This is a genomic window from Paenibacillus sp. 79R4, from assembly GCF_013393165.1.
Taxonomy (GTDB): domain Bacteria; phylum Bacillota; class Bacilli; order Paenibacillales; family Paenibacillaceae; genus Fontibacillus.
Window position 1 is genome coordinate 46,084 of the sequence record NZ_QJOT01000014.1, and the last position, 22,018, is coordinate 68,101.

Annotated in this window: 30 protein-coding genes and 4 tRNA genes; 2 read left to right on the forward strand and 32 right to left on the reverse strand. The window is 45.2% G+C overall.

From position 1 onward, the window contains the following. Window positions 1–8: 8 nt before the first annotated feature. The 4 genes from DMN77_RS18340 to DMN77_RS18355 form a co-directional block, all read right to left on the reverse strand. A complete protein-coding gene (locus DMN77_RS18340) occupies window positions 9–2,228 on the reverse strand; it encodes an Ig-like domain-containing protein (RefSeq protein WP_068781995.1) in 2,220 nt (739 codons plus the stop codon). Window positions 2,229–2,436: 208 nt separating this feature from the next. Beyond that, a tRNA-Lys gene (locus DMN77_RS18345) sits at window positions 2,437–2,509 on the reverse strand. A gap of 147 nt (window positions 2,510–2,656) precedes the next feature. Beyond that, a tRNA-Lys gene (locus DMN77_RS18350) sits at window positions 2,657–2,729 on the reverse strand. Window positions 2,730–2,892: 163 nt separating this feature from the next. Further along, window positions 2,893–2,978 (reverse strand) — tRNA-Leu (locus tag DMN77_RS18355). 190 nt (window positions 2,979–3,168) lie between these two features. On the opposite strand from DMN77_RS18355, the gene DMN77_RS18360 reads away from it, so the two are divergent. Then, complete coding sequence (locus DMN77_RS18360; protein ID WP_157259358.1) at window positions 3,169–3,318, forward strand: hypothetical protein; 150 nt, start codon at window positions 3,169–3,171, stop codon at window positions 3,316–3,318. Window positions 3,319–3,349: 31 nt separating this feature from the next. Here DMN77_RS18360 and DMN77_RS18365 read toward each other — a convergent pair whose 3' ends face one another. The 5 genes from DMN77_RS18365 to DMN77_RS18380 all read right to left on the reverse strand — a co-directional run bounded on the left by DMN77_RS18365 (window position 3,350) and on the right by DMN77_RS18380 (window position 5,648). Next, window positions 3,350–3,823, reverse strand: coding sequence for an ASCH domain-containing protein (locus tag DMN77_RS18365; protein ID WP_068781996.1), 474 nt, complete (start codon window positions 3,821–3,823; stop codon window positions 3,350–3,352). A gap of 591 nt (window positions 3,824–4,414) precedes the next feature. Further along, window positions 4,415–4,513, reverse strand: a complete 99-nt coding sequence (locus tag DMN77_RS23660) for a YjcZ family sporulation protein (RefSeq protein ID WP_218653033.1) — start codon at window positions 4,511–4,513, stop codon at window positions 4,415–4,417. Between the two features lie 246 nt (window positions 4,514–4,759). Further along, window positions 4,760–4,830, reverse strand: a tRNA-Ile gene (locus tag DMN77_RS18370). 193 nt (window positions 4,831–5,023) lie between these two features. Further along, complete coding sequence (locus DMN77_RS18375; protein WP_179015924.1) at window positions 5,024–5,353, reverse strand: YolD-like family protein; 330 nt, start codon at window positions 5,351–5,353, stop codon at window positions 5,024–5,026. Window positions 5,354–5,366: 13 nt separating this feature from the next. Further along, window positions 5,367–5,648, reverse strand: coding sequence for a hypothetical protein (locus tag DMN77_RS18380; RefSeq protein WP_068781998.1), 282 nt, complete (start codon window positions 5,646–5,648; stop codon window positions 5,367–5,369). Between the two features lie 209 nt (window positions 5,649–5,857). On the opposite strand from DMN77_RS18380, the gene DMN77_RS18385 reads away from it, so the two are divergent. Beyond that, window positions 5,858–7,150: a Kelch repeat-containing protein gene (locus DMN77_RS18385; RefSeq protein WP_179015925.1), complete on the forward strand. Its 1,293-nt coding sequence runs from the start codon at window positions 5,858–5,860 to the stop codon at window positions 7,148–7,150. Between the two features lie 96 nt (window positions 7,151–7,246). On the opposite strand, the gene DMN77_RS18390 is transcribed toward DMN77_RS18385, so the two are convergent. From DMN77_RS18390 to DMN77_RS18495, 23 genes are all read right to left on the reverse strand, one after another. Beyond that, window positions 7,247–7,471 (reverse strand): phage holin, encoded by a 225-nt coding sequence (locus tag DMN77_RS18390; RefSeq protein ID WP_179015926.1) that lies wholly within the window; start codon window positions 7,469–7,471, stop codon window positions 7,247–7,249. Next, entirely contained in the window at window positions 7,468–8,382 is a 915-nt protein-coding gene (locus DMN77_RS18395; protein WP_179015927.1) for a glycoside hydrolase family 25 protein, read from the reverse strand. Before DMN77_RS18395 ends, DMN77_RS18390 begins: the two co-directional genes overlap by 4 nt. 15 nt (window positions 8,383–8,397) lie before the next feature. After that, window positions 8,398–8,646 (reverse strand): hemolysin XhlA family protein, encoded by a 249-nt coding sequence (locus tag DMN77_RS18400; protein ID WP_179015928.1) that lies wholly within the window; start codon window positions 8,644–8,646, stop codon window positions 8,398–8,400. Between the two features lie 90 nt (window positions 8,647–8,736). After that, window positions 8,737–9,231, reverse strand: a complete 495-nt coding sequence (locus DMN77_RS18405) for a hypothetical protein (protein WP_179015929.1) — start codon at window positions 9,229–9,231, stop codon at window positions 8,737–8,739. A gap of 137 nt (window positions 9,232–9,368) precedes the next feature. Next, window positions 9,369–9,509 (reverse strand): hypothetical protein, encoded by a 141-nt coding sequence (locus DMN77_RS18410; RefSeq protein WP_179015930.1) that lies wholly within the window; start codon window positions 9,507–9,509, stop codon window positions 9,369–9,371. Beyond that, window positions 9,506–9,826, reverse strand: a complete 321-nt coding sequence (locus DMN77_RS18415) for a hypothetical protein (RefSeq protein ID WP_179015931.1) — start codon at window positions 9,824–9,826, stop codon at window positions 9,506–9,508. The genes DMN77_RS18410 and DMN77_RS18415 overlap by 4 nt, the downstream gene beginning before the upstream one ends. Before the next feature lie 11 nt (window positions 9,827–9,837). Continuing rightward, complete coding sequence (locus DMN77_RS23665; RefSeq protein ID WP_218653034.1) at window positions 9,838–10,641, reverse strand: hypothetical protein; 804 nt, start codon at window positions 10,639–10,641, stop codon at window positions 9,838–9,840. A gap of 17 nt (window positions 10,642–10,658) precedes the next feature. Beyond that, a complete protein-coding gene (locus DMN77_RS18425; protein ID WP_179015932.1) occupies window positions 10,659–10,943 on the reverse strand; it encodes a hypothetical protein in 285 nt (94 codons plus the stop codon). 15 nt (window positions 10,944–10,958) lie between these two features. Next, on the reverse strand, window positions 10,959–11,549 hold the full coding sequence (locus DMN77_RS18430) for a glycine-rich domain-containing protein (RefSeq protein ID WP_179015933.1): 591 nt from the start codon (window positions 11,547–11,549) through the stop codon (window positions 10,959–10,961). After that, window positions 11,549–11,860: a hypothetical protein gene (locus tag DMN77_RS18435; RefSeq protein ID WP_179015934.1), complete on the reverse strand. Its 312-nt coding sequence runs from the start codon at window positions 11,858–11,860 to the stop codon at window positions 11,549–11,551. Before DMN77_RS18435 ends, DMN77_RS18430 begins: the two co-directional genes overlap by 1 nt. Continuing rightward, a complete protein-coding gene (locus tag DMN77_RS18440) occupies window positions 11,861–12,421 on the reverse strand; it encodes a phage tail protein (protein ID WP_256872484.1) in 561 nt (186 codons plus the stop codon). A 106-nt stretch (window positions 12,422–12,527) separates the two neighbouring features. Then, window positions 12,528–13,106 carry a YmfQ family protein gene (locus tag DMN77_RS18445; RefSeq protein WP_179015936.1) on the reverse strand — a complete coding sequence of 193 codons (579 nt, stop codon included), beginning with the start codon at window positions 13,104–13,106 and terminating at the stop codon, window positions 12,528–12,530. Beyond that, window positions 13,099–14,217, reverse strand: a complete 1,119-nt coding sequence (locus tag DMN77_RS18450; RefSeq protein WP_179015937.1) for a baseplate J/gp47 family protein — start codon at window positions 14,215–14,217, stop codon at window positions 13,099–13,101. The genes DMN77_RS18445 and DMN77_RS18450 overlap by 8 nt, the downstream gene beginning before the upstream one ends. Beyond that, a complete protein-coding gene (locus DMN77_RS18455) occupies window positions 14,217–14,675 on the reverse strand; it encodes a DUF2634 domain-containing protein (RefSeq protein WP_179015938.1) in 459 nt (152 codons plus the stop codon). Before DMN77_RS18455 ends, DMN77_RS18450 begins: the two co-directional genes overlap by 1 nt. After that, the gene (locus tag DMN77_RS18460) at window positions 14,668–15,084 is read right to left on the reverse strand and encodes a hypothetical protein (RefSeq protein ID WP_179015939.1); all 417 of its coding nucleotides are present in this window, start codon (window positions 15,082–15,084) and stop codon (window positions 14,668–14,670) included. Before DMN77_RS18460 ends, DMN77_RS18455 begins: the two co-directional genes overlap by 8 nt. After that, window positions 15,077–16,207 (reverse strand): XkdQ/YqbQ family protein, encoded by a 1,131-nt coding sequence (locus DMN77_RS18465; protein WP_179015940.1) that lies wholly within the window; start codon window positions 16,205–16,207, stop codon window positions 15,077–15,079. Before DMN77_RS18465 ends, DMN77_RS18460 begins: the two co-directional genes overlap by 8 nt. Further along, window positions 16,204–16,854 carry a LysM peptidoglycan-binding domain-containing protein gene (locus DMN77_RS18470; protein ID WP_179015941.1) on the reverse strand — a complete coding sequence of 217 codons (651 nt, stop codon included), beginning with the start codon at window positions 16,852–16,854 and terminating at the stop codon, window positions 16,204–16,206. The genes DMN77_RS18465 and DMN77_RS18470 overlap by 4 nt, the downstream gene beginning before the upstream one ends. A 15-nt stretch (window positions 16,855–16,869) precedes the next feature. Beyond that, complete coding sequence (locus DMN77_RS18475) at window positions 16,870–19,272, reverse strand: tape measure protein (RefSeq protein WP_179015942.1); 2,403 nt, start codon at window positions 19,270–19,272, stop codon at window positions 16,870–16,872. Further along, a complete protein-coding gene (locus tag DMN77_RS24020) occupies window positions 19,262–19,444 on the reverse strand; it encodes a hypothetical protein (protein WP_256872485.1) in 183 nt (60 codons plus the stop codon). The genes DMN77_RS18475 and DMN77_RS24020 overlap by 11 nt, the downstream gene beginning before the upstream one ends. Before the next feature lie 23 nt (window positions 19,445–19,467). After that, a complete protein-coding gene (locus DMN77_RS18480; protein WP_179015943.1) occupies window positions 19,468–19,899 on the reverse strand; it encodes a phage tail assembly chaperone in 432 nt (143 codons plus the stop codon). Window positions 19,900–19,924: 25 nt separating this feature from the next. Further along, window positions 19,925–20,335, reverse strand: a complete 411-nt coding sequence (locus tag DMN77_RS18485; RefSeq protein ID WP_372776197.1) for a phage tail tube protein — start codon at window positions 20,333–20,335, stop codon at window positions 19,925–19,927. A 25-nt stretch (window positions 20,336–20,360) separates the two neighbouring features. Then, window positions 20,361–21,818 (reverse strand): phage tail sheath family protein, encoded by a 1,458-nt coding sequence (locus tag DMN77_RS18490; RefSeq protein ID WP_179015945.1) that lies wholly within the window; start codon window positions 21,816–21,818, stop codon window positions 20,361–20,363. After that, entirely contained in the window at window positions 21,819–22,010 is a 192-nt protein-coding gene (locus DMN77_RS18495) for a YqzN/YkzM domain-containing protein (protein ID WP_179015946.1), read from the reverse strand. It lies immediately after the preceding gene. Window positions 22,011–22,018: the final 8 nt, after the last annotated feature.

Here is a 22,018-nt window from a genome sequence, read left to right on the forward strand (position 1 = left end):
TAAATTAATTACTTTACTGTGACGCGAACGGACACTGTCTTATCACCGTACTTCGCTTTGATTGTAGCTGAACCTTTACCGACCGCTTCAATCTTCCCGTTTGTTACTTTCGCTACGGACGCTTTGGAAGTCGTCCATACTGCGTTATCATTCACAGATACCGATGCACCTGTATCATATTCTGCAGTAAGCTTCACGGTCTTTACATAACCCGGTGCGAGCTTCAGGCTCTTCTCGTCCACCGTAAGCTTGGTCAGCTTCGGAACTACGCTCACCTTCACACTAATGGCTTGTCCTTGATAGGAGCCTGTCAAAGTGGCTGTTCCTTCTGCAATAGCCTTCACCGAGGTAGAGGAGATCGTTGCCACCTGGTCGTTGGAAGATTGCCAGCCTACCTTGCTGGACAGAGTTACTTTCTTGCCATCCGCATAGTAACCTGTAACTTTAATCGATTTGCTCTTTTTCACATTCAATTCGATGCTCGTAGGCTCAACGACGATCTTCGTGATTTTAGGTTCAATCGTCATTGGAACGCTGATCATTTTATTAGAATAAGTTCCCTTTAAAGTAGCTGAGCCTTTATTCAGACCTTTTACAACTTTACCAGCAGATGTCGTCTTCACCACTGCATTTGCACCGGTAACTGTCCATTCAATATCCTCGGATACGTCACCTTCTCCGCCATCTTCATATACAGCCGTAACCTTAGGAAGCAATATCTCTTCACCGATTACAAGACTCATTTTTTCATCCGGCATGATGAAAGTGAGTACTTTTTCTTTTACGGTAAGCTCAATGCTTACGCTCTTCCCGCGAATGCTAAGCGGAGAACTAACTTCTGAATCAGGCAGCTTCGCCGTAAGCGTTACTTTACCTGAATCCTTGGCAATAATTTTATCGTCTTCAATCTTGGCGATATCTTCATTATCCGAAGTCCATTTCACATTGCTGCTGAAATCCATCTTATCATCGTCCAGCTTTGTAGCCGTAACTTTAGGAAGACTCAGCTTATCGTTCTTATACATTTCCAGCTCTGTCTTCTCTACAGTTAGATCCGTAATTGTCGGAGCAACGGTTATTTTAATGCTCTTGCTAACTCCAAGATGACTAACCTTAATCGTCGAAGAGCCTGCGGTCATGCCTGTAACTAACCCTTGAGATATGGTAGCCGACAACGGGCTCGATGAATTCCACTCAGCAGCTCCTGTTACGGAATCTGTTGAGTTTGCGCGACTTCTCATCTCTGCTTCAAGCTGCAGCCTTTCACCGATAAATATCAACTGATCCTCTGCAGGCTTAAGCAAAATCACTTCATATGGAGCACGCACATATACATCGATCTTGGCTTTAACGCCGAGATATTCAGCCGTAATCGTCGTTTTACCAGCAGCCTTAGCCTTCAGTTTACCTTCTTCAATCGTTGCTATATTACTATCCGAAGAAGTCCATTTCGCCTTCGCAGTGACATCCAAGGTGGATTTATCACTGGTCAATGTCGATTGAGCTGTTAGTGCTACTTCGTCGTCACCGATCAAGAGCTCTACATCTTCATCCGTTACGCTTGTTCCTGCACGAAGAATATTTAGTTCAGAATACGGCGAGCTTACCGTCGCTTTAAAAGAAGCCGTCAGTCCTTTATATTTGGCTGTAATCGTAGCTTCCCCTTCTCCGACCAGGGTGATTTTCCCCTTCTCAATCGTAAGCACCATGGAGTTCGAGGTAGACCAATCGGTATCAGCCGTAACATCCTTGGTATCCCCTTGACTTCCTTCGACAGCCGCTAAAGCAGTAACCGTCAAGTTCTTCTCATTGGTTCCCAGCTTGTACTTCCCTTTCGCTGAATATTCCAGCGTCAGATCTTTGTACGTGTCTACTGCCTTGATTTCTATCGTGGACACAGCAGAGTTGTTATAAACAGCTGTAATTATTGCACTGCCGCTCTTCAGCGGAGTTACAAATCCGTTGTTCACACTAATGATCTCCGGGTGGTCGGAGGACCAATCCACTGCTCGGGTCAAGTCGCGTTTGACTGACGAGCCTTCTACAGTTCCCCACACCTTCAATTGCTTGGTAGACTTTCCTACCGTCAGCTCAATCGGTGATCCGGAACCTTCAATATCAATCGAGACTACATCTCCTGTGGCGGCAAAGGCGCCAGTAGGAAATACGACAGCCAGGAGCAGCGCCACTGTAAGGAGCCATCCTGTCAGTTTCCTGTTTCCAGTCATTCATTTCTCTCCTTTGGTTGTCATGTCTGCCGGAATCCATATTCAGGCCTATAGGTAATATATCGACAAGCAGGAATAATTTCGTTACCCTAGACCAGAAAATAATACCTTTGTCCTATAAACAAAAAGAGATGTGCGATAATTGATCCCGATTACCGCGCATCTCCCCAAACAACAAAGAAACGGCATCTCTGCCGTTTCTAAAGGATGGATCGTCAGGGGCTCGAACCCTGGACCACATGATTAAGAGTCACGTGCTCTACCAACTGAGCTAACGATCCAAATTATGAATGTCACTATCAACTCTTATATAATAACATAGTGACTTGAGTGTTGCAATACTTATTTGCTGCCTGACAGCAACCACTGATGTCTTTCAGTGTCTTATAAGGAGTAAAGAAACGGGAGCTCTGCCCGTTTCTAAAGAATGGATCGTCAGGGACTCGAACCCTGGACCACATGATTAAGAGTCACGTGCTCTACCAACTGAGCTAACGATCCAAATTGTTAATGTCATTAATCAACTTTTACATAATAACATAGCCACTCAGGTTTTGCAACATCTTTTTGAAGCTTCATCTGCTCAGCAAGGATTAGAAAGGATCGCAAGTCCCTTCATCAAAATGAGGGGCATGCGATCCTTCACGGACCTTGTAAGCACAAATGCCGAGAGCGGGACTTGAACCCGCACGGTGGTCACCCACCCCAGGATTTTAAGTCCTGTGCGTCTGCCGATTCCGCCATCCCGGCTAACTGTCGACGCAAATACGATGCGTCTTATCGGGCAGCTTTTCTATGTACAAGAAAAATCCTGCGTTTGTTATTATAGCATGTAACTTCTGAGATAATCAAGTTTTTCTCATAAGCTGCTTTTGTCATGGGCAAACTTAGAACTGCTTAAGCTTGAAATTCTATACATTACACATTGGAGGGTCCCAAGTTGAAAAATTCAGACGATCATTACAAAATAGCCTCTCTGAACGATACAGCTCATGCAGTCACCATTATTAAAGAGGCCGAAAATCAGTTAACCCAAATCGCCGGGCATGAAGTCACCCTGATTGCCTACGAGAAGAACAAAGAGGAATAAATAGCTGCTGGAGCATTACCTGGTTGAATAATTATTTCGACCAGGTATGCTGCACTTCATCCATTTTCAATAGCTGATTATCCGGAAGGTTCCAGAGCCCAAGTCTCCCTGTTGCAGACAGCGGTCTCTCTAACAATCTCATACCGCCTATTTTCCAGGCAAATCTCCCTTCAGTGTAGTCCCCGAAGGCATATTCCGTTCCCTCCACGATATAGCTGTCATCTCCCAGGATTGCCGCAGTTCCCAGATCCGTTCCAACATAATGGCATTGTTCCAGTCTTCCCACCGCAATCACCGCTCCAAGCGGCAATTGTTCCGTGCTATACCCATGCCTTTGAAGAACAGAACGATAAGGCTCCAGTTGACAGATTGTCTTATCTATCGCTTTTCCTGCGTGAATGGCCAGTTCCCCCCTGTATTCCGTCTTCCAGCTGCGGGTCTCAAACTGCTTCTCCCCCAGAGCCACCAGGGTCGCCCATGGCTGCCTGATCGTGATTACCTTCATAAAGAACCCCCTGTTATTTGCTGATATTATGGACTCATTGATGTAGATATAGATAGACAAACATACAGTCATTCAGTAGTTACACGCGTATAATGATGTGAACCTAAAACAAAGGAGCTGAAGAAAAATGTCAGAATGCCATAACAAATGTCCAGAACAAACCGTATTTGACCCGCCAGCTGCAGTGTATCAAGATTACTTCCATCCACAAGTGGTAAACGTAGTGCATCCCGTTGAAATCATCAGACGACATCATTGTGTACCCGTGCCAAACCATCAATTCTGCTATTCTGTAAAAGACGTGTTTTGCGGCGGACCTGAAGTGAGAGGCAAAAAGCGCGGCCGTTAATCACACCTTCATACAGCAACATCTACAATAATAGCTATACCAAATACGAATTCCCTTTGTTCCATCAAATAATGCCTTGTATTCCATGATGTAAGTAAGCCAGGTCTCTCTGCTCGGAGGCCTGGCTTTGTTCGCCTATTAATATACCACAACAACCTATTGGCTGAAATAAATAAAGCCCTCAGTTCATTTCGTTGAACTGAGGGAGTTGAATCTTATACATTAGTCCTTAAAGCATTCCATTAATAAATGAATGCTCTGGAAATAATAACAAGCAAAATGAAGAGAACCAAAATAGCCCCCGTTGAACCCCATAATCCGCCGCCAACCACTTCACTCATGTGTGATTCCTCCTTTTATATAGAGTACACACTATCCTATTCTATTTTATCGAAAAAGATTGGACACCTTTCCCTCATTAATAGTCTATTTTAGGTGATGCTTGTACTGCAAGATATTCATCCACTGCGCCAAGCACTATCGCCGCTAGCACAGGCGTTAGCAACAAGCTATCAAATCCTAAAATCTAGGATTCTATCTCCTATAAACAGCAAAAAACCCTTGCATAGCAAGGGTTCTCGCATAAATGGGCCCTGAGGGACTCGAACCCCCGACCAATCGGTTATGAGCCGACCGCTCTAACCAACTGAGCTAAGGCAAACGTTTGTATGTGTTATTGTCCGTTTAAAGAATCCATTATCAATGGCTTTTATGAACGATTTGTTTTTATCAGTTATTATCAGTTGGTTAGCAAATATGTTAGCAAATATTATGGTAAGAGATCCTACAAACCAGTATCAAAACATTACATTTCCTATAAGCATAATCAATAAATTTTCTATTTTCAATCCTTAATATACGTTCAAAATATCTCCAATCCGGATCCATTGCCATTCATCCCGACTTATAGCCAACTTTATCTCTCTACGATAAGTATGAATAGCTGTTACTATGCCTTCGAATTCAACATCGTCAAATTCACCAAATAAGCGAAGTGTAATTCGTTTGTGCTGATGAAAAGATTCTGACAGCATCAGCTGAATTTGCTCCAGCTCCTGAGCATCCAGGATCGGCCTTGTCTTCTTTGTTGCCTCCCGGCCTTGGCGCGCCATCGCTTCCTTGTGTTCAGGCAGTATAAAACTTCGCTCCCATACCCCACCGTCATCAAGTAACCCTGCCATACACACCGCCCCCTTAATACTTAGTCCAATAGTCAATGTTGCTTGATATCGTCGGCTTTGGTGTAGGCAATGATGTATCCCGCTCCCACCCCTCCAGAATCACAATGGTATCAAGTCGTGGGTTATCCGGCCAGAAAATATAATGTTGCTGCACCAACACATCCAGAGCGGATTTAATATCCTCGTATCGTCGGCCTGTCGTGCACTCTAATTCAGGCTTTGTCGGCATACGGTGCCTCTGTGATGAGAAGTTGAGTAGAATACGAAGCACTTTTCGTTCGAGATCACTTAACATGACATCATCTCCAATAAGAACATATGTTTGTATTATATGCTTGGCATGTGATTTTTATCAACAAGAAAAAAAGACCACTCTTACTGAGTGAATCTTTACAAATATATGTCTTGCAACATTTAATCACATATATAGACATTATTGTTTAGACAACCCATGTATTTATCTGTAACCTTAGTTTTGCAAACAAAACTTAAGGAGATGGCAACTTGAAAAGAAAATTCTTAATTACAATCGCTTTATTAATGGTTGTTTTATCATCAACACTTTATTGTCTCCCTGCTTCAGCGGCTAGCACTGAGGAATGGACACCTAGAGCAGACTTACCTGAACCACGTATGGGAGCTGCAGCAGTTACAGTCAATGGAAAAATTTATGTTTTTGGCGGAGCCTCAGACTCAAATCAAGCTTTTAAAGGAAAAAAACAAAAAAATACATATGAATATGACCCTTCAACCAATATATGGGTAAAAAAAACTGATATGCCAACAGCTAGGGCTGGACTATCAGCAGTAGTTTATAACAATAAAGTATATGTCATTGGTGGATATTTAGATGTAGGAACGACTTTGCAAAGAACAAATAAAGTCGAAGTCTATGATCCATCTACTGATACATGGACAGAAGTCGCCAATATGCCAACAGCTAGGTCATGGGCAAGCGCTGTAACATTCAATGATAAAATTTATGTATTCGGTGGCGGAAAAAACGCAAATTCAAATGGAACTCAAAATACAGCCCTTGCCACAGTAGAATGTTATGATCCAAACACTAATGAATGGACGACAAAAAAAGATATGCCTTTTACTGGTAATGGAGCTGTAGCCGCTGTGGTACAGAATAAAGTGTATATCTTTGGGGGTTCGGATTATTCTACAGGATACGGATCGATCTATGAGTATAATCCAGAACAGGACAAATGGTCTTTTAAAATGAATAGTACTGTTAGAAATGGTAATGGTATAGCAGTAATAAATGATAAGGTATATTTGCTTGGAGGAGCCAATAACGGTTTAGTTGATATCTTTGATACTGTAGAGATCTATGATCCATTAACTAATACAGTAAGTAGCATGTTAAGTTTAACTTTCTCAAGAACTCAAAATGTTTCCGTATCAATAGGAAATGACTTGTATGTTATTGGTGGAACTAATGATACTAATAATCAGGCTTTAAAAACTGTGGAAATGTACACAATCAAAAGCCCTGAACCAGAACCAAAACCTGAGCCAGAACCATCAGGTAATCGTGCAATTCTTACAATCACAATGACAACAGGTTTAGACAAGGAATTTGATCTATCTATTGAGGAAGTAAACGCCTTTATAAACTGGTACGATGCCAAAGAAAATGACGTAGGACCTGCAAGATACGGTTTAGACAAGCATAATAACAATAAAGGACCATTTAGCAAAAGAATTGACTATGTAATATTCAAGAACATTCTTTCATTTGAAGTAAATGAGTATAGTACAGCTATCTCAGCTAGTTACCTGCAATAAAAATAAAGGAGCCTACTAACCTTAATTGGTTGGTAGGCTCCTTTACGCAGCGGCGCGTCCGCATACGCAATTAAAGTATACTATGGTTCCAAAATATTACAAGTTGTATCCCTGGCCGTTGGGCTTAGTTGGATTACTGATAATCCCGAGGGTTGCGAGCAATCCAAGCAGCACATCCGTTACAGCCAAGATATCATTCTTCATTACTTCGGTTAAGTCAAACAATCCCGTTAAATGCCCAAGAAGCTGAAGCAAGAGCAGCACCTGGGATACGATACTGACCCATAAAGCATAGTTACGCCATCTTTTCTTATTAATCATTGTAGATCCCCTCCGGCTTCGATTTTTTGTAACTGTCTTTCCAACTCTGTGATCCTGGTCGTATTGCCAGCAATAAGCTTCAGAAAGTTATTCCGCAGCCGGTTAATGACGATAGACGTTTCTTCCCTTGTTATCACGGCCCCTGGTCGCTTTCCATCAAAGTAACCGTTCGCCTTGGCTTCTGCCCAGTCATCAGCGGCCCAAGGGCTTACTTGATTAACATCACGTTCGCTCACCTTTGGTTCCTCCTTTTTAGGTCCGTATTTAATCCTTAATTCAGCCGTGGTGCCCTCGAATTCATTCAGATCCACTTTCCCATTAATCCCGTTTACCTTACGTGATCCGCTCGGCAGGTATCCTCCGGCTTGTCCGTCACTGTACTGCCAGAACTCCCAGCGCTTCCATCCTGATGCATCAGCTGGCGTCTGAGTGCTATACCGTGCAATCCAGAGTGGGTACTGGCTCAATCCGCTGAAGTTACTAATGAATGCTGGATAGGTATAAAGGATCGGAGTAAAGCCAGTTAACCGTTCGATTTCACTTAGGAATGCTTTCGCTACTGCAGTAGCTCCCGACGTGCTTAAACTGCCTAATTTCGATTCGTAATCCAGCACAGGCGGAAGGTCAAACTTCACTCCTGCTGACTGGATCGCATTATAAAACGCCTTGGCTGCTGCCTTAGCAGCCTCTGCCGTGGTAACCTTTTCGTCTAGATAATGATAAGCTCCGATCAAAAGACCGGCTGCTTTAGCTCCTTTGACGTTATCGATGAATCGCTTGTCCACACTATTCTGTGTCGCCTTAATAAAAGCAAATGATATGCCGCTCGCCGCTACCTTAGGCCAGTCTATAACTCCATTCCAGTGTGATACGTCTATCCCCTGTGCGTTGCCTACCTTACGCGTTTGCATATTAAACTCCTCCTTCTATTTAAGTCCGCCAGCAATGATAAAAGCGGCAATTGCCAAAATAAAAGCTCCGGCGAATGTACGCCAGAGCCAAGTTAGGCTATTTTCAATTTTGTCGATACGATAGTGTGCTGACTTCGCTGATGCTTGAGCTGCTACCGCCGTTTCATTGGCCGCGATCGCTCTATCCAGCTTTTCATTCATGCCATCGACCTTTTCCTCAACTCTCGTAACTCGCTCCAGCATCTTTGCCTGTAAATCATCCATACGCCACCCACCTCTCAATATAAATAGCCCCCTGATTGGCTCAGAGGGCATAAGAAAAAGCACCCAAATGGGTGCTTATACTTAATTTAATTAAACGTCATGTAAATACCAAACTAATGTATACTGCGCTCTAACATATTTGCCTGGTGCATGGTCAACAACTGCGTATACTGTAGCGCCAGGAGGCAAATAAAGATTAGATAAAGGCATCCAATTTCCTGACGTTTCGGAATCAGTATAAACAATATCAGTTTTTCTACCATTACCATAGTCTATAATGAAACCTAGTCTGAAATCACGCCTGCTGCCATCAAGAATAACGTCAATAGAAACAAACTTATTTTCTCCTGTATCATTTGTCCACTTAAACCAATCTTTATCGTCTTTATTTTCATCAAGGAATAACGTGTAATTCTGATTAGGTATAAGAGTAAGAGCCTTATCCTGTGTATCCCCTATACCTATAATATACGGTGTAACTTCTGTTAAATCAGCAGTTTTTGTTTCCGAAGCAAAGGCAGATGGCGACATCGTAAGTATCATCACACAAGTAAATAAAACCGCTAAAACCTTTTTGAGTTTCAATATTCTTCCACCCTTCAAGATTTTTAGAATCGGCCGATTCGACTCTATTATACAACTACCTCCTAAATGTTGTAAATTAATTACTCTATTTAGTTGATTTTTTGACATAAAAACAGCACGCTCCATGTGGGCGTGCTTTAAGCTGATGTTCCGTTAACGACTTCCGCTACTACTGTCTTAAGATTATATAGTGCTGGCACTTGTTCAATCTTATATGTTCCTACCATGACCAGGCTGACCCAAACCTTAACCAGTCCGCTGTTCTTATCAAACGTCATCGTCCATCACCTCCCACCGGGGCTGCGATCATCATTGTGAGTTCTGCGATTGCTTGCTTGTTCTCGATGTCTGATTGCTCAAGTTCAGCTATTTTTAAGGCCAGTGCATTCTCTGGTAATGTGATATCTGGTATAACTTCGTAATCATAGTAAAGTTCACTTGTCTCAATGTTTACCATCGGTACAGGGCGCATACCATCTGGAGCATTTGCCCGTGGTATGTCATCGACAAAAAATCCATTCTCGACCATCTGCTCTGATGATGGGTTAGAGATTATTGTTGTAACTACAAGCTTATTGTTGTAAATGATATACATAACTATACCTCCTAAAAGTATGATACGGTTCCTTTTAATAATAGTGTTCCATTCACGCCAGAACCTGTCGTAACACGGAAACCAATTTTTATAGGGCCTGAGTTATCAAACGTAGAAGCATCGTAAGCCATATATGGATTAGTTCCGCTAGGACGTGAAACTGCAAAGTAATATTTATTAGCGCTCTTATCATAAGCAAAGAAATATATCGCTAGACTTTTCATACCGCCTTGACTTCCATCAATACTTCCATCAATAGTAGGCAATACAAATTGTTTTCCTGCCGCGTCCCTGATCTCAAGGTTTATCTTCACCGCACCGTAATTTGTACTATAACCAGAATATATATTTGTACTCGAACCATCACTATAAAATGCAAATTTAGTCGTTCCAGTTGGTAAAGTAAATACATCATAGAGTGTAGTTGTATTAAGAGGAGGTTTATCTATAAGCAAGTTAACTTCATAGTTTATAGCCGCGTAACTCCCTGTAACAATCTGTCCGATTTTTGAAGATAATTGCGAAAATGTATCGCTGCCTGATGCTGGTACCCCTTTGCCAGTAATAGCGGCAGCGACCGCATTTTTTCCATCACTGACATTTGTAAAAAGCTCATTGATAGCCTTTACTACGTTGCTCTTATCGGTTGTTTGCAAGGTCGAGAGATTACCTACAGCATTATCAACTGTTCTTTTGAGCGCGATGTCGTCCGCTGCTGAAGGGTCGGAAACCTTAGCTCGTCCGGCACTGTCCTTGATAACAAGGCGGTCGGTAGCCGTTGAATCTAGCTCTTGCAAGGTGATTCCCTTTGCCATATGTGTTCAACTCCTTTCTACGACGAAGCGAGCATCATGGTAAGCTCTGCGACGGCTTGTTTAAGATTGGTGTTCTCAGCTTCCATGTTAGTAAGCTTATCTAACAAAAGCTTTTCACCATTAGTCAAAGGAACGTCGTAATACGAATAGTACAACTCTCCATCTTTTATACATAGCTCGGCTACTTTTCCGGGTAACTCTTCTGCTTTAGGAATCTCCGCCACGTTAACTTCGCTGATATCTGCCGTTCCTTCTGCATGTGTACTCAGCACACGGCCGTTTTTGTCGCTAACTATAATCATTCCAACCAACCCTTTCTACCACATAATAACTACCCTTCCAGACGTCCCGCGACTACCATTTGCAGTTGACGTTGTTGTGGCTTCTCCACCGCGTCCGCCTGCTCCATATCCTCCAAAACCTGCTGCACCTCCTCCACCATTATAGGTGTCTCCGTTGCCTCCGTAACCGCCGTACTGACCAAAACCGCCACCACTGCCTGGATTACCTCCTATACCATTACCTTGCGATGAAAGACCGGCTCGCCCACCTGTACCACCTTCAGCTTTAACATTGATAACGGATGAACTCCCGCCCGCTGATCCGTCCTCATAATAACCTCCTCCAGCACCGCCAGAACCAATGGTTACACTGATCGACTGTCCTGGTTGAACATCTATAACATTTATTGCGGTTCCACCACTGCCACCACCACCGCCGCCACGCGTAGAATGTCCGCCACCGCCACCGCCTCCTGCACCGGTTGCAAGAACAGATATAGAATATACTCCTGCGGGAACGATAAACGTATTCGTTCCGGGAGAGGTATATTCTTTCGAACCGCTGATATAGTCAGTTACTCCGGCAAGCGAATAGTTCCCAAGCTTATAAGCATCCAATAGAGGCATTATATATCTACCTCTCTGCCGGAAATGTAATAGTTAATAGCACTAGCAGCGGATGCCAGGCCTGCCACGGCTTCACCCGATTCAATAATTTGATCTAAAAACGGGATAGTTAATGTGTCCTTGGCCTTTAGTGTGTGCTGATAAATTATCTCAGTACCAGCAAGCAAAATCGTAAATGTAGCATCCGCAGTGGTTTTATTACAAACAGTTAGAGCCTTTAAAAAGGCCGTTTTTCCTTCAGGAACCGTGTAAATAGTAGTGCTGGCTGTACCAAATGTACCCTTACCAAACCTCTTACTTACGTCTTCCATCTATAACGCCCCCCATCTTCTAATAGTGTCTAATTCATCTTGCAATCCGCTGATCCGGTTTACAGGTACGGAGTCCACGGCCAACACTGCGCCATTGATCGCGCCATCCGGGCCGATCGGTACGTTTTTAAGGACGACCATGGTCACCTCAGACGTAGCGGCCACACCGGACAGAAGATTAATCTTTGCCCGCTGCGTAACTTGTCCAGCTCCATCTCGAATGGTATTGGTCACGGTGTACTGAGTAGCGTCCAAGACCGCCCGGTTAATCGCTACAAGCAAAGTGTCAGTGTTGGCGTCGAACAGATCGAGTGGAATCTCAAACACCTTCTGATTATCCGCTGTGGCCGTCACCAGCAGCGGGTAGCTGACCAGCTTCGGGATGCCTGTCTCCGTGACCAGGCTAATCTGTTGATCGGTGTAGGACTTCGCCTGTAGGGCAGCATCTTTGACCGCCTTCGGGGTCGCCGCCCGATCCTCAGCAGCGCTGTCCGTTTCGCTGGAGAGTTGCACCTTTCCTTTGATGGTCAGTGAAGCGTCAGGAATATCAACTTGGCCCATGGCGGCATCAATCTTATCCCAGTTGTCATTAAGCATGGTCTTTATATTAAATGTGTCGTTTCCGTCTACATTTGGGTCTTTTTTTAGCAACCCAAGGTTAGGAGTTTCACTTGCCAATTGGACCACCTCCTGCAAATTTACTCAATGGTATCTCTTCAATCTGGCTGATGGTCATTACACCATGAATGTCTCGAATGAGAAGATAACTGAATTCATATTCAACCTTCAAATGCGCCGGCTTAATTTCCTCGATCACCGTTTTCAGATCATCAAGATTCGGTGGAATACCGATTGTATCAATAAACTTCACCGTGAAGCTCCACTCTGCAGGTTGAAATGTAACATCAACAGTTCCGCCATCATATGCCTCGGCCACGTTCTTTACTAGCCGGCCAGAAAACTTCCCAGCGCCACGAAGCTTTGATTCAACAACTGCACGGCGCTGCTCTATGGGTTTACTCTTCTCAGTAGCGATGCCGAGTTCCATTTCCCATCTGTCCAATCCCCAAGTCGCTGTTCGGATGAAGAATTGATCTAGTGTTTCATTAAGCGCTTTGTATAGTCCGTCTAGCTCCGCGCCCTTAGCATTTAGATCTGCACGAATAACCCGTGAGTTCTCGTAATAAGCGGGCATATAAGAGAACATTTCTTTGCCCATAGGGCTGGTAATTTGAAAATCATTCATGTACTTTCACCGCCCCAAGAACAGCGACCTTTCCGGCAACGATCTGAATGTTAGTATCAACCGCCCCGTTAACCTTTAAGTCGGTATAGTCAATGATTGGTGGGATATCTAGCAGTACAGCAGCTATCCGAGTATATCGAACAAGCGGATCCGCAAAAGCAAGTTGTTTCAAATAGGCAGTGATTCCGCTCTCGATCTGCGCTTTCACATCGTTGAGTGTTGCTCCAGCTGCAAGCGTGAGCTGCACAGCTATATTAATAGGCACTTCTTCTGCAGCCATGATCGTCACGACCGGGCCGGCAGGAGCTTGCCCTTCCCCTTGGCCATCCATCGTAGGATCAATGTATTCTTGTGCATTCTGGACGATTTCAGGACTTGCAGCACGCTTATCCATGTCTAACAAGTAAATGCCAACAGTGCCGGGACCTTTCCAGAGTGACGAGACTTGAACACCACCTACGCCGGGTACCTCATTTGCCCATTGGATATACTGTGCCTTATTACCGCTCGTCCCTTGATTGCGAACTCGAGAATAGAAACGCTCAAGAAGCGATTCATCTGATTCGATGTCTGCTCCTCCAGAAGTGGCTGCCGGGTTCGTCACGGCCGAAATACCACTGATAGGAGTTAACATGACATCAATCACCCCAGCAGGAACATTCCCATATTTCCCGGGGGTGGATGCCCGTATAGGTGCTGTTCCTTCCCCCTCATCATTCAAAGTAACCTCGGCAGTTGTTACATACTCTATCGACGATTCACCAGACACTTCATCTGCAGGCGTGGCCACTCCCGTTCCCGAAGGCACGATCTTACCTGGCGTCCCTATAAACTGTACAGTTCCGACAGCGGCCACGGCAGTCCGCCTAGTTAACCCATGTTCTTCTACCCGAAGATCGAGATATTCTCCAAAGGCAGTACTCGCAAACCCACGCTCTAACACCTGCTGCCCCCAAATGGCAGCCTCGGATAGGAGAAATGCAACCGGTGCCTGGGCATCCCAAATAAAAGAGCCCTCGGATTTGTCAATATCCGCGGGCACTCGATCCAGCATGCGCTGCATGATTTCATCTTCTGTCTGCTCCTGCAAAAATAGTGGAAGATCCGCCATTAGGTTTCAACCCTCCCTTCGATAGTCTCCGTCTCTTCTCGGACATTCTGTATTCGGCAACTGAAATGACAACCATCGCCAGACCAGGCAAATGCAAACCCATCTACGGTGGCCGTGCGCGGATCCACAGTTAATGTCTCGGTCACGATCCGCTGGATCTCGCTCTCAATGATAGCTCGGCTGTATCCCTTTCCAATCAGATTGTCGAATTCTTCACCGTGATTACGTGAATAGATCAAATGCCGATAACGTGGCGTCAGTATGGCCTTCTGACACCACATTACCCAAGCTGCTGTTTCATCAGCCGCGGCTACCTTGCGAGTCGGTGTCATAACAAAATCACCGGTAGTAAAATCAAAACGCCAGCTCCTTCCGAAAGGGCCTTCTTCACTCGATTCTTCTTCTGCTTGTGCCTCGGTCCAATCGCCCTCAGCATCATCTGGAAATAGATTAGCCACCACCGTTCACCACCCTACACATAACCACGAAGTCAGCACCGCCATTAGTCGGGATCACCAACACTCGTTCGCCAGGCATCAAGCCATCCGCTAGATTGACCCGAACCTCTTCAATCAAAGTAGGCTCAAAATCAAATCTGGTACGTGGCGAAGGGGTACCGACAGGCTCATCCTCCGCGTCGGGCTGGACAGTTGTCCCTATCAACCAAAATTCAGGTAAATGAAGTGTTGTGAGAAAATCAGCAACGAGATAGTCCTGGATCTCATCTTTAAAATTATCGAGTTTCAGCCCGGTCTCTGTTATTGTTCCAAGCTCTGCCGGAACACCAGAAAGGGCATCGCCAGCGCCTTTCGTTATCTGATCTCTTAGTCCTCTTGCGATTGCTTGAAACGGATCGATATCAGCCATAGTTCAGGAAATACCTCCTTCTCACGTAATCTTGTGATGCCAAATTGAGCGACATATGACCTGGTTCACCCAGGTCGTGAATAACGCTTGTTACGATCAAATTCATTTTGTTATAGATCACAGCGTCGCCGGCACGAATGATATTGAGATCAGGGCCAGAAACGGTGAATGTCTCCTGCACTCCACTTAGCATAGATTCCCCGAGCTTTTTGGCAGCTGCGGCAGTTTTAACGTCTTCATCCTGAACCATGCGCTGCAGAGTACCAAATTTATCAGTCTGGCCAGTTGTAATGGCCAGTATTTTACTTGGAAGTTCAACCTTCGAATCTGCTTTGACCTTCGGCTTCTTCCCTTTTTTCTTCGACTTCTTATCTACCTTGCCGCCATACAGCCTGCCGATCTCTTCGAGCGTCATTCCCTCAGGAATTTCAACATTACCACTGCTACCTTTCTTTTTAGATTTCTTCTTCTCTTTCCGGTCCTCTGTCCCAATCACCTTAACCTTTGTGATCGTCCCATCAAGAGTACGGCTTTGAGTAGTCTCCTCAATGGCCTCCAAGACATAAACATCCTTATTACTTCCTACCTTAAATAGCTCGAGACCTCCCGGAGTCATCCGTGGAATGTACATATCCCCTCCGGATTTAACTGTCTCCTGCAGATCGGCATTAAGCATATTGTAGATCGGGCGAGCACGGTATACGGCCTTCTTAAGCTTCGTCTTGGTATCCGGCACCGTCGAAAGCTTAATCCCCCAGTCAGAAGCATACTTCTTAAGCCGTTGGCTTGCCGTTTGCCCTGCAGGTAGTAGATACTCATCCTCAGACTTCGCTAAGTAAATGGTGCGGTCGTACACGGTCACTGTCATGTGCTTAGTCTCTCTGTTGGTACTATCACAATCCCAAACCACTCCGGGATTAAGTAGATAAACCATGCCGCTCTTACCAAACGGAATTCCACTTACGCGAATAGGTTGGCCAGGCTGAAGATCCGGAAAGTCGGATGTAACCTTTAGTCGTATGTCAGCCTGGTACGAAATTTGATCCAGGGAATCTTTCAGAGAGATGCTCTCGATCAACTCCCGTAAATAGTATTTATCCTTATAAACTACCTCGTAGCTCATGTTGGCATCACCAGCTTTTGTCCCGGCTTGATCTTGTTCGGATCCTTACCAATCGTCTTCTTATTCAAGTTATAGATCGCCTGCCACTTTGCACTGCTGCCGAGCTCCATCTTAGCGATCTTCGATAGGCTATCTCCGGATTTAACTGTGTATGTCTTAGGAGTCTTTTTGGTATCGGTGCGAGACGTCGTCGATTTCTTAGCAGCTGTTGTTTTCGATGTTGCAGCAAGCTTGGTATGCACCTTCATCTGTCGCCATGTACGTGCAGTAAAGTCAAAGTAAATATCGCCAGGCTCCCCGCCCTTATAGGTCGTATCATGTGCCGAGATAAGCACGAGTACATTAACTGGGGTATCCGTGATGATGAGCCTAACCGGTTGCTTACTGGCCGTCATCTTTGTCAGCATCTGCATTGCATCAATCGGATCAGGGATATCTGGGCTGTTGCAAAATCCCGGATCGTATTCAAGAGGAAAAAAAGAGGAAAAGGTGATTTCCTTCACCCTCTCCCCACTTGGAAAATCGAACTCACCCAAAGAGAGGATGTTGACTGTTTCGATTCCCCTACTACGAGTTATTTTTATTTCCTCTGGATTTACGGGGAACAGAAAATTGTTACCCGCCGAATCAATCAAATGGATCTCCATCAGTGGTTCGACCTCCTATTTAAGGTTAATTTCTGCATTAAACAAAGCCATTCTAACTTTATGCCCTACTTCGTTTACGACTTGTTCAACTGGTAAGACTTCTTCTTTAGTAACATTCATATTGACCAAGCCGGGCGACATAGTCACATTAACTGTAACCTGCTGCTTCAACTCACTGAGAGGATTGACGATCTGAGAGATCTGTTCCTCTGGAATTTGAATAGGCTGAGGTTCATTCGTAGCTGAAGGAAACGCCTGTAGATTAGGAAGCAAGCTCTTGTCGTATTTGGGAACAGGCTGGAATACATCTGGATACTTATTGAACTTAGAATTTGCAAAGTCACTGATAGTCGGCTGCTTCGTCAACGATTTAGGTTGCCCAAAAATATCTGTCCCCTCTACTCCGGCGATATCAGTGTTAACAACCCAGTTCCAAAACTTCTTCTTGAAGTCATACCATTTTGGTTTATCATTCTCTACCCAGGCCCAATCAGTAGTTTCCTCCGGTTTAGGAATGTTAGAAGCTATAGACTCCTTACGTTGAGTGTTCTGTTCTCGTAATTCAGCGACTTTGTCCAAACCCTGGTTCATTACCTCTCCAGCGGCGATTCCGGCCCCAGCAGATAAAAGAGCAGCACCACCGTATATGGTTAAGGCTGATAACCCAAGAGCTCCTGCAGCTGTTTCTGCCGCTGCAGTTGCGGTTGCTGTACTTGCTGCAGTGCTGGCGGCAGTTGAAGCCGCTGTTCCTGCTGCGGCAGTAGTTGCTGCAGTCGCCGCTCCGCTACCGAGTAGTGCAGATCCCCCCTTCCAAAGAAAAGACCCTCCTTTAAATAAACCTTTTACCAATGCTCCACCGCCAAGTGTCCATAAAATCCAGTCAAATATACCAGCTTTTATAATGTTACCGGCTGAAGGATCAGTAACAACATCGCTGTTCACATTCCAAGCAGTATTAATAAGTTTTTTTAATACTGCGCCGGGATCAAATGAATCGATAAACGCACTGAAGAATGCCTCACCCGCTCGCTTCCCAGCTTCAATATAAGGGTTCTCATTAACAATCTTCTCATCACTTGGCGAAAAGACCTCAAGTCCTCCCATAATCAGGCCGTGGGCTCCACCGCCTAAAATGTCGCCGATTTTCGACGCCATCTCAGTCAACTTGTTAGCACCTTCGCTAGCAAGCCATTCTCCCAATGGTTCTGTAATGATCTTATTCCAGGCGATTTTTACCTTTCCAAAAAAGTCGGCATTCTTGAAAGATGGATCATTAGCTAAATCATTCACTTTAACAATCAATTTTTCAATTCCATCAACTACATGTGTCCCGACTTTCTTACCAAAGTCTTTAACTTGGGCGGACATTTGATCTAGCAATCCAGTGTTTGCATCTCTCCATGCCTTGAATTTTTTTAGTGCAGGAGTAATTGCATCGGCAATACCATACCCCCACTGCTTAAATATCCTCTGCGTAAAGAATGTTCTCGTCCCAAGTAGAAGATTTTCCAAATTCCCAGACATCTCTTCCATCATGCCGTCAAACTTTCCGAACGCTTGAGTAACGAGCGGCCAGGTCTTGTCGATTTTTAAACCAGAATCGGCCAAGGCTTCTATGCCGGCTCTAGCATCCCCACCGATTGCCCCCATCTCCTGCAAACGTGATGTCATTTCACCCACTGGACGACCTGACTTAAGAGCGTCATAGAGTCGGCCAACCCAAAGAGCGACATCTCCGAATTCTTGCTTCGTCCCTGCAGCAATGTCACCGACCATTTTAAGGCCCTCGCCGGTAGAAAGTGCGTTACCAGTAAAAACCTGAAGCACACGGGAAGATTCATATATTTCCTCCCGTTTGTAAGGCGTTTTGCCTGCGAAGGCGGTCAATTCCTCAACACGTTTTTGTGCGGCATCTTTGCTCCCCAACATGACCTTAAATGCTGACGTAATGCTTTGCTCCTGCATAACCATGTTCAAGGCAACTGTGTTTACACCCGCGATGCCACCACCCACACCAAGCATTGCTAGCGGACTGGTCAAAGCTTTCATGGTTTTCTTAATTACTCCGGACGCCATATCCTTAGCTCTGATGACCAAGTTATATGGCTTACGCGCCAGGCTGTTTAGTGTACTAGACACCTTATTCGCAGCTCCGCTGACTTTATCGACCAGACGAGTTTCAGGTTTCGCGACTAGACGGTCAACCTTATTAATTGTCCTAGTTACTTTATCTGCAGATGAAGTAGCCCTGTCAGTCAGAGAGACGGAAGGTGTTATTTTTGTTTTCCCAAGAGCTGATGCTCGACGTTGAGTCTGCTCCAGCAGCTTGTCCATAGCTTTAACTGCCTTTTCCGTCTCTTCGACTCCATCAGTGCCGATGACAAGGTCTAGGCGATAAAACTCTTTGTTATCTGCCACGGATCACCCTTCTTCCCTTACCTTTACTGGTGCTCAGCGAGCTGGGCGTCGGTTTAGTTAAAACATCGATCTCGTGTAACGTAAAAGCAGTCAACAAGGTACGTTCACCCTTTGGTAAAGACCAAAAAGCCCCGGGACGCAAATGATGCCGTACCCAAATGTGGTACAGCATCGTCGTCGTGCCCCCGGAGCGTATTAGTTTTTTACATCTTCAATGTCAACACCAAAACCAGAGATTTCAAGAACCTTGTCGCCTACTGCATCGAGCTCACCAGCCAATAGCATGCGCCGAACAACTTCCTCACCGCCGGAAAGCTTCAGTCGACTGGTCAGGCGATCATCGCCCCAGCCGCTAAGCTTCAAGCCCTGTACTTCAAGGTTTGCAGTAGCTTCTTTTATCAAAGCAGCGTTGAACAGTTCACTATCAACCTTCTCGGTAGTTTGCCCCTTGGAACTCTTCCGGACCGTGCAGCGTTCACGGATAGCATCTACCTTACTGGAGGTTAATCCGCGCAATGTAATCCGTAATGAGAGCCGTTTAATAAAAACAGTCTCTTCCGGCAGATTCGTCGCCGTCTCGAAGAGACTGTCCAGGATTTCTTGTTCATTCAATTGTTGATTAGCCATTGTATATGTTCATCCTCTCAATAAATTAAATTTCAATTGGATCTAAGAGTTCATAGTCCTCGAAAGTAAATGCCGTTTCCTCTGTTACTTCTTCACCGGCTGTCCAGTTTGCGAGTTGCACTCTATCTGGCATGCACCGAATTAATCGAACTCGCTCAAAACCATACGCTTCGGGGTCGTCGAGCTTAGAAATAATATCAAATTTACCAAAATCACGCTGAATCATTTTCGATGATACTTTATACCCGCTGATTGTACCGGTTCCCCGTTTAGCGCCAATTTTAAACTGCACCCAGCCATGACCAACCAGGTTAAGCTCTCGCTTATCAATCTCCACATTAGCTTCCAGATGGTTGATGTTCGTTTGCCACTCACCGTCGATAAAAGCCTGGGCAAACGTACCGAGTATCGCCCTGGTAGGATCCATTCCTGTCATTTCTGCCATTATGCCTCACTCCCTTCTATTCAACGTAAAATGTCCCGAAGATTTGTTCCATTACATCGGTCAGACGAGCGTTCCAGCGTAAGAATACTTGATCTGGGTCCGGTCTTTTAGCCGGCGAAGAACCATAGTAATCCGGATCGAGAAGTACGTCATACCCCGTCCCCTCAATCACGTTGCTCTGGGCCAATGTTCGCATGTACTCCTTGCAGGCACCGATCAAAGCAAGACGTCCTTCTTCTGTGTTGTTGACTTTACCGATATAGACATCTTCTGCCGTCCGCTGCAGATCACCGTTGATAGCATCCATGACTCGAATAGTCCGAATCTTCTTCCAACTGTTATTCTGATCCACCTGCAAGGTAGTCAATGTGTTCATACCGCGGAGTACCTTAACCTTGCGGCCATCATGGATAAGTAAGAATACACCACCACGAATGGCCTTCTCTTGCTCGGAGCGTGTCCAGCGCCGGGTTACATCATCGAAAGGAGACTCAGCATATGTGGTAGATTGGCTAAGAGATTGTCCTGCGATCAATCCAGTGACCCAAGCAGCTACCTGCGATGAACTATACTCCTTATCAGCCAAGATGGCGCCGGAGCCCACATTTACGATACCTTCGTGATTACAGCCAGCACTGCGGTTCACAGCCTTGCTAACTGCATCAGTTGCCGTATCATCAGCTGCCGCGCCGCCTAATACAGCAATTATTCCCTTGCCTTCGTTTCGAACACGTTTAACCCAGGCAACAACGCTGGATCTCAATGCTGGTTCAGATACGCCGTCGAGTGTCAGAACGTGAAACTCCTGTCCTTCGAAGGCAGCAAGAGCAGCCACATAATCGGCATTGGTAATACCAGTAATTCCGCTATCTCCGCCACTGAGAGCTGTACCGGAAACGTCCGCCAACGTGCCATCAGCCAATTTGGTAGCAACGATCCATTTGTTATCGACATCTTCATTGATTGCCTGTACTGCAGCAACAATGCTGCCATCACCGATTGCAAAGGTACGAAGCAACTTCGTTCCTTCATATAGTTTCAATTCTTTGGTCCCAGCCACCGCTAAACTATCAGCGATCGTGATGTTAAAACCATTACCTCGAGCGCCAGGATACTTAGCTGTCATCTTCAATGCAGGGGCCGAATCTGTATTGTTAATCAAAACAGTCGCCACAGCTGCTGAATCCGAAGCAATCCGGTAAGCAAGCATTGCCCTTGGACCACCCAAAAGAGTAAGATACAACGTTGTAAAAGCTGTTGCCCCACCACTCTCATCCTCGGAGAATGTATCCTTAATGGCTGCTTCGTCCGAGATTTCTACAAATTGCCCTACTGGCCCCCAATGCGACTTTACTGGAACAACCACAATTCCCCTTGCACCAGGTTGGATAGCAGTTCCGGCTGCAGCTACAAAATTCATATACAAGCCGGGTAATACCGGCATATCCGTCGGACTCCAATTTCCTCCTGCCACTTAGTTCACCTTCCTTTTCAAAAACTGGTCAACAAGCCGTTTCACTTCGCCGACCGTAAATTCTGTCTCGTTATAACCATGTAAAGCCCCAACCAATACTTCCGGGCGAACAGAAAAAAGAGCCTCGGCATTTGCCAGAAGCTCTACAACGGGGTACTTCGATTCTATTTTCTTTTCAGGCTTTTCAGCCATATTCATCA

Coding starts and splice junctions, on each gene's coding strand:
- DMN77_RS18460 (WP_179015939.1), bottom strand. CDS start 15,084: ATGGCTGATATCGATCCGTTTCAAGCAATCGCAAGAGGACTAAGAGAT.
- DMN77_RS18340 (WP_068781995.1), bottom strand. CDS start 2,228: ATGACTGGAAACAGGAAACTGACAGGATGGCTCCTTACAGTGGCGCTG.
- DMN77_RS18430 (WP_179015933.1), bottom strand. CDS start 11,549: ATGCCTCTATTGGATGCTTATAAGCTTGGGAACTATTCGCTTGCCGGA.
- DMN77_RS23665 (WP_218653034.1), bottom strand. CDS start 10,641: ATGGCAAAGGGAATCACCTTGCAAGAGCTAGATTCAACGGCTACCGAC.
- DMN77_RS18470 (WP_179015941.1), bottom strand. CDS start 16,854: ATGGAGATCCATTTGATTGATTCGGCGGGTAACAATTTTCTGTTCCCC.
- DMN77_RS18390 (WP_179015926.1), bottom strand. CDS start 7,471: ATGATTAATAAGAAAAGATGGCGTAACTATGCTTTATGGGTCAGTATC.
- DMN77_RS18410 (WP_179015930.1), bottom strand. CDS start 9,509: ATGACGTTTGATAAGAACAGCGGACTGGTTAAGGTTTGGGTCAGCCTG.
- DMN77_RS18435 (WP_179015934.1), bottom strand. CDS start 11,860: ATGGAAGACGTAAGTAAGAGGTTTGGTAAGGGTACATTTGGTACAGCC.
- DMN77_RS18365 (WP_068781996.1), bottom strand. CDS start 3,823: ATGAAGGTAATCACGATCAGGCAGCCATGGGCGACCCTGGTGGCTCTG.
- DMN77_RS18440 (WP_256872484.1), bottom strand. CDS start 12,421: ATGGGCCAAGTTGATATTCCTGACGCTTCACTGACCATCAAAGGAAAG.
- DMN77_RS18380 (WP_068781998.1), bottom strand. CDS start 5,648: ATGTTAAGTGATCTCGAACGAAAAGTGCTTCGTATTCTACTCAACTTC.
- DMN77_RS24020 (WP_256872485.1), bottom strand. CDS start 19,444: ATGCTGTACCACATTTGGGTACGGCATCATTTGCGTCCCGGGGCTTTT.
- DMN77_RS18445 (WP_179015936.1), bottom strand. CDS start 13,106: ATGAATGATTTTCAAATTACCAGCCCTATGGGCAAAGAAATGTTCTCT.
- DMN77_RS18395 (WP_179015927.1), bottom strand. CDS start 8,382: ATGCAAACGCGTAAGGTAGGCAACGCACAGGGGATAGACGTATCACAC.
- DMN77_RS18495 (WP_179015946.1), bottom strand. CDS start 22,010: ATGGCTGAAAAGCCTGAAAAGAAAATAGAATCGAAGTACCCCGTTGTA.
- DMN77_RS18400 (WP_179015928.1), bottom strand. CDS start 8,646: ATGGATGATTTACAGGCAAAGATGCTGGAGCGAGTTACGAGAGTTGAG.
- DMN77_RS18415 (WP_179015931.1), bottom strand. CDS start 9,826: ATGTATATCATTTACAACAATAAGCTTGTAGTTACAACAATAATCTCT.
- DMN77_RS18480 (WP_179015943.1), bottom strand. CDS start 19,899: ATGGCTAATCAACAATTGAATGAACAAGAAATCCTGGACAGTCTCTTC.
- DMN77_RS18375 (WP_179015924.1), bottom strand. CDS start 5,353: ATGGCAGGGTTACTTGATGACGGTGGGGTATGGGAGCGAAGTTTTATA.
- DMN77_RS18425 (WP_179015932.1), bottom strand. CDS start 10,943: ATGATTATAGTTAGCGACAAAAACGGCCGTGTGCTGAGTACACATGCA.
- DMN77_RS18465 (WP_179015940.1), bottom strand. CDS start 16,207: ATGAGCTACGAGGTAGTTTATAAGGATAAATACTATTTACGGGAGTTG.
- DMN77_RS18450 (WP_179015937.1), bottom strand. CDS start 14,217: ATGGCGGATCTTCCACTATTTTTGCAGGAGCAGACAGAAGATGAAATC.
- DMN77_RS18485 (WP_372776197.1), bottom strand. CDS start 20,335: ATGACAGGAATGGATCCTACCAGGGCGATACTCGGTACGTTTGCCCAG.
- DMN77_RS23660 (WP_218653033.1), bottom strand. CDS start 4,513: ATGAGTGAAGTGGTTGGCGGCGGATTATGGGGTTCAACGGGGGCTATT.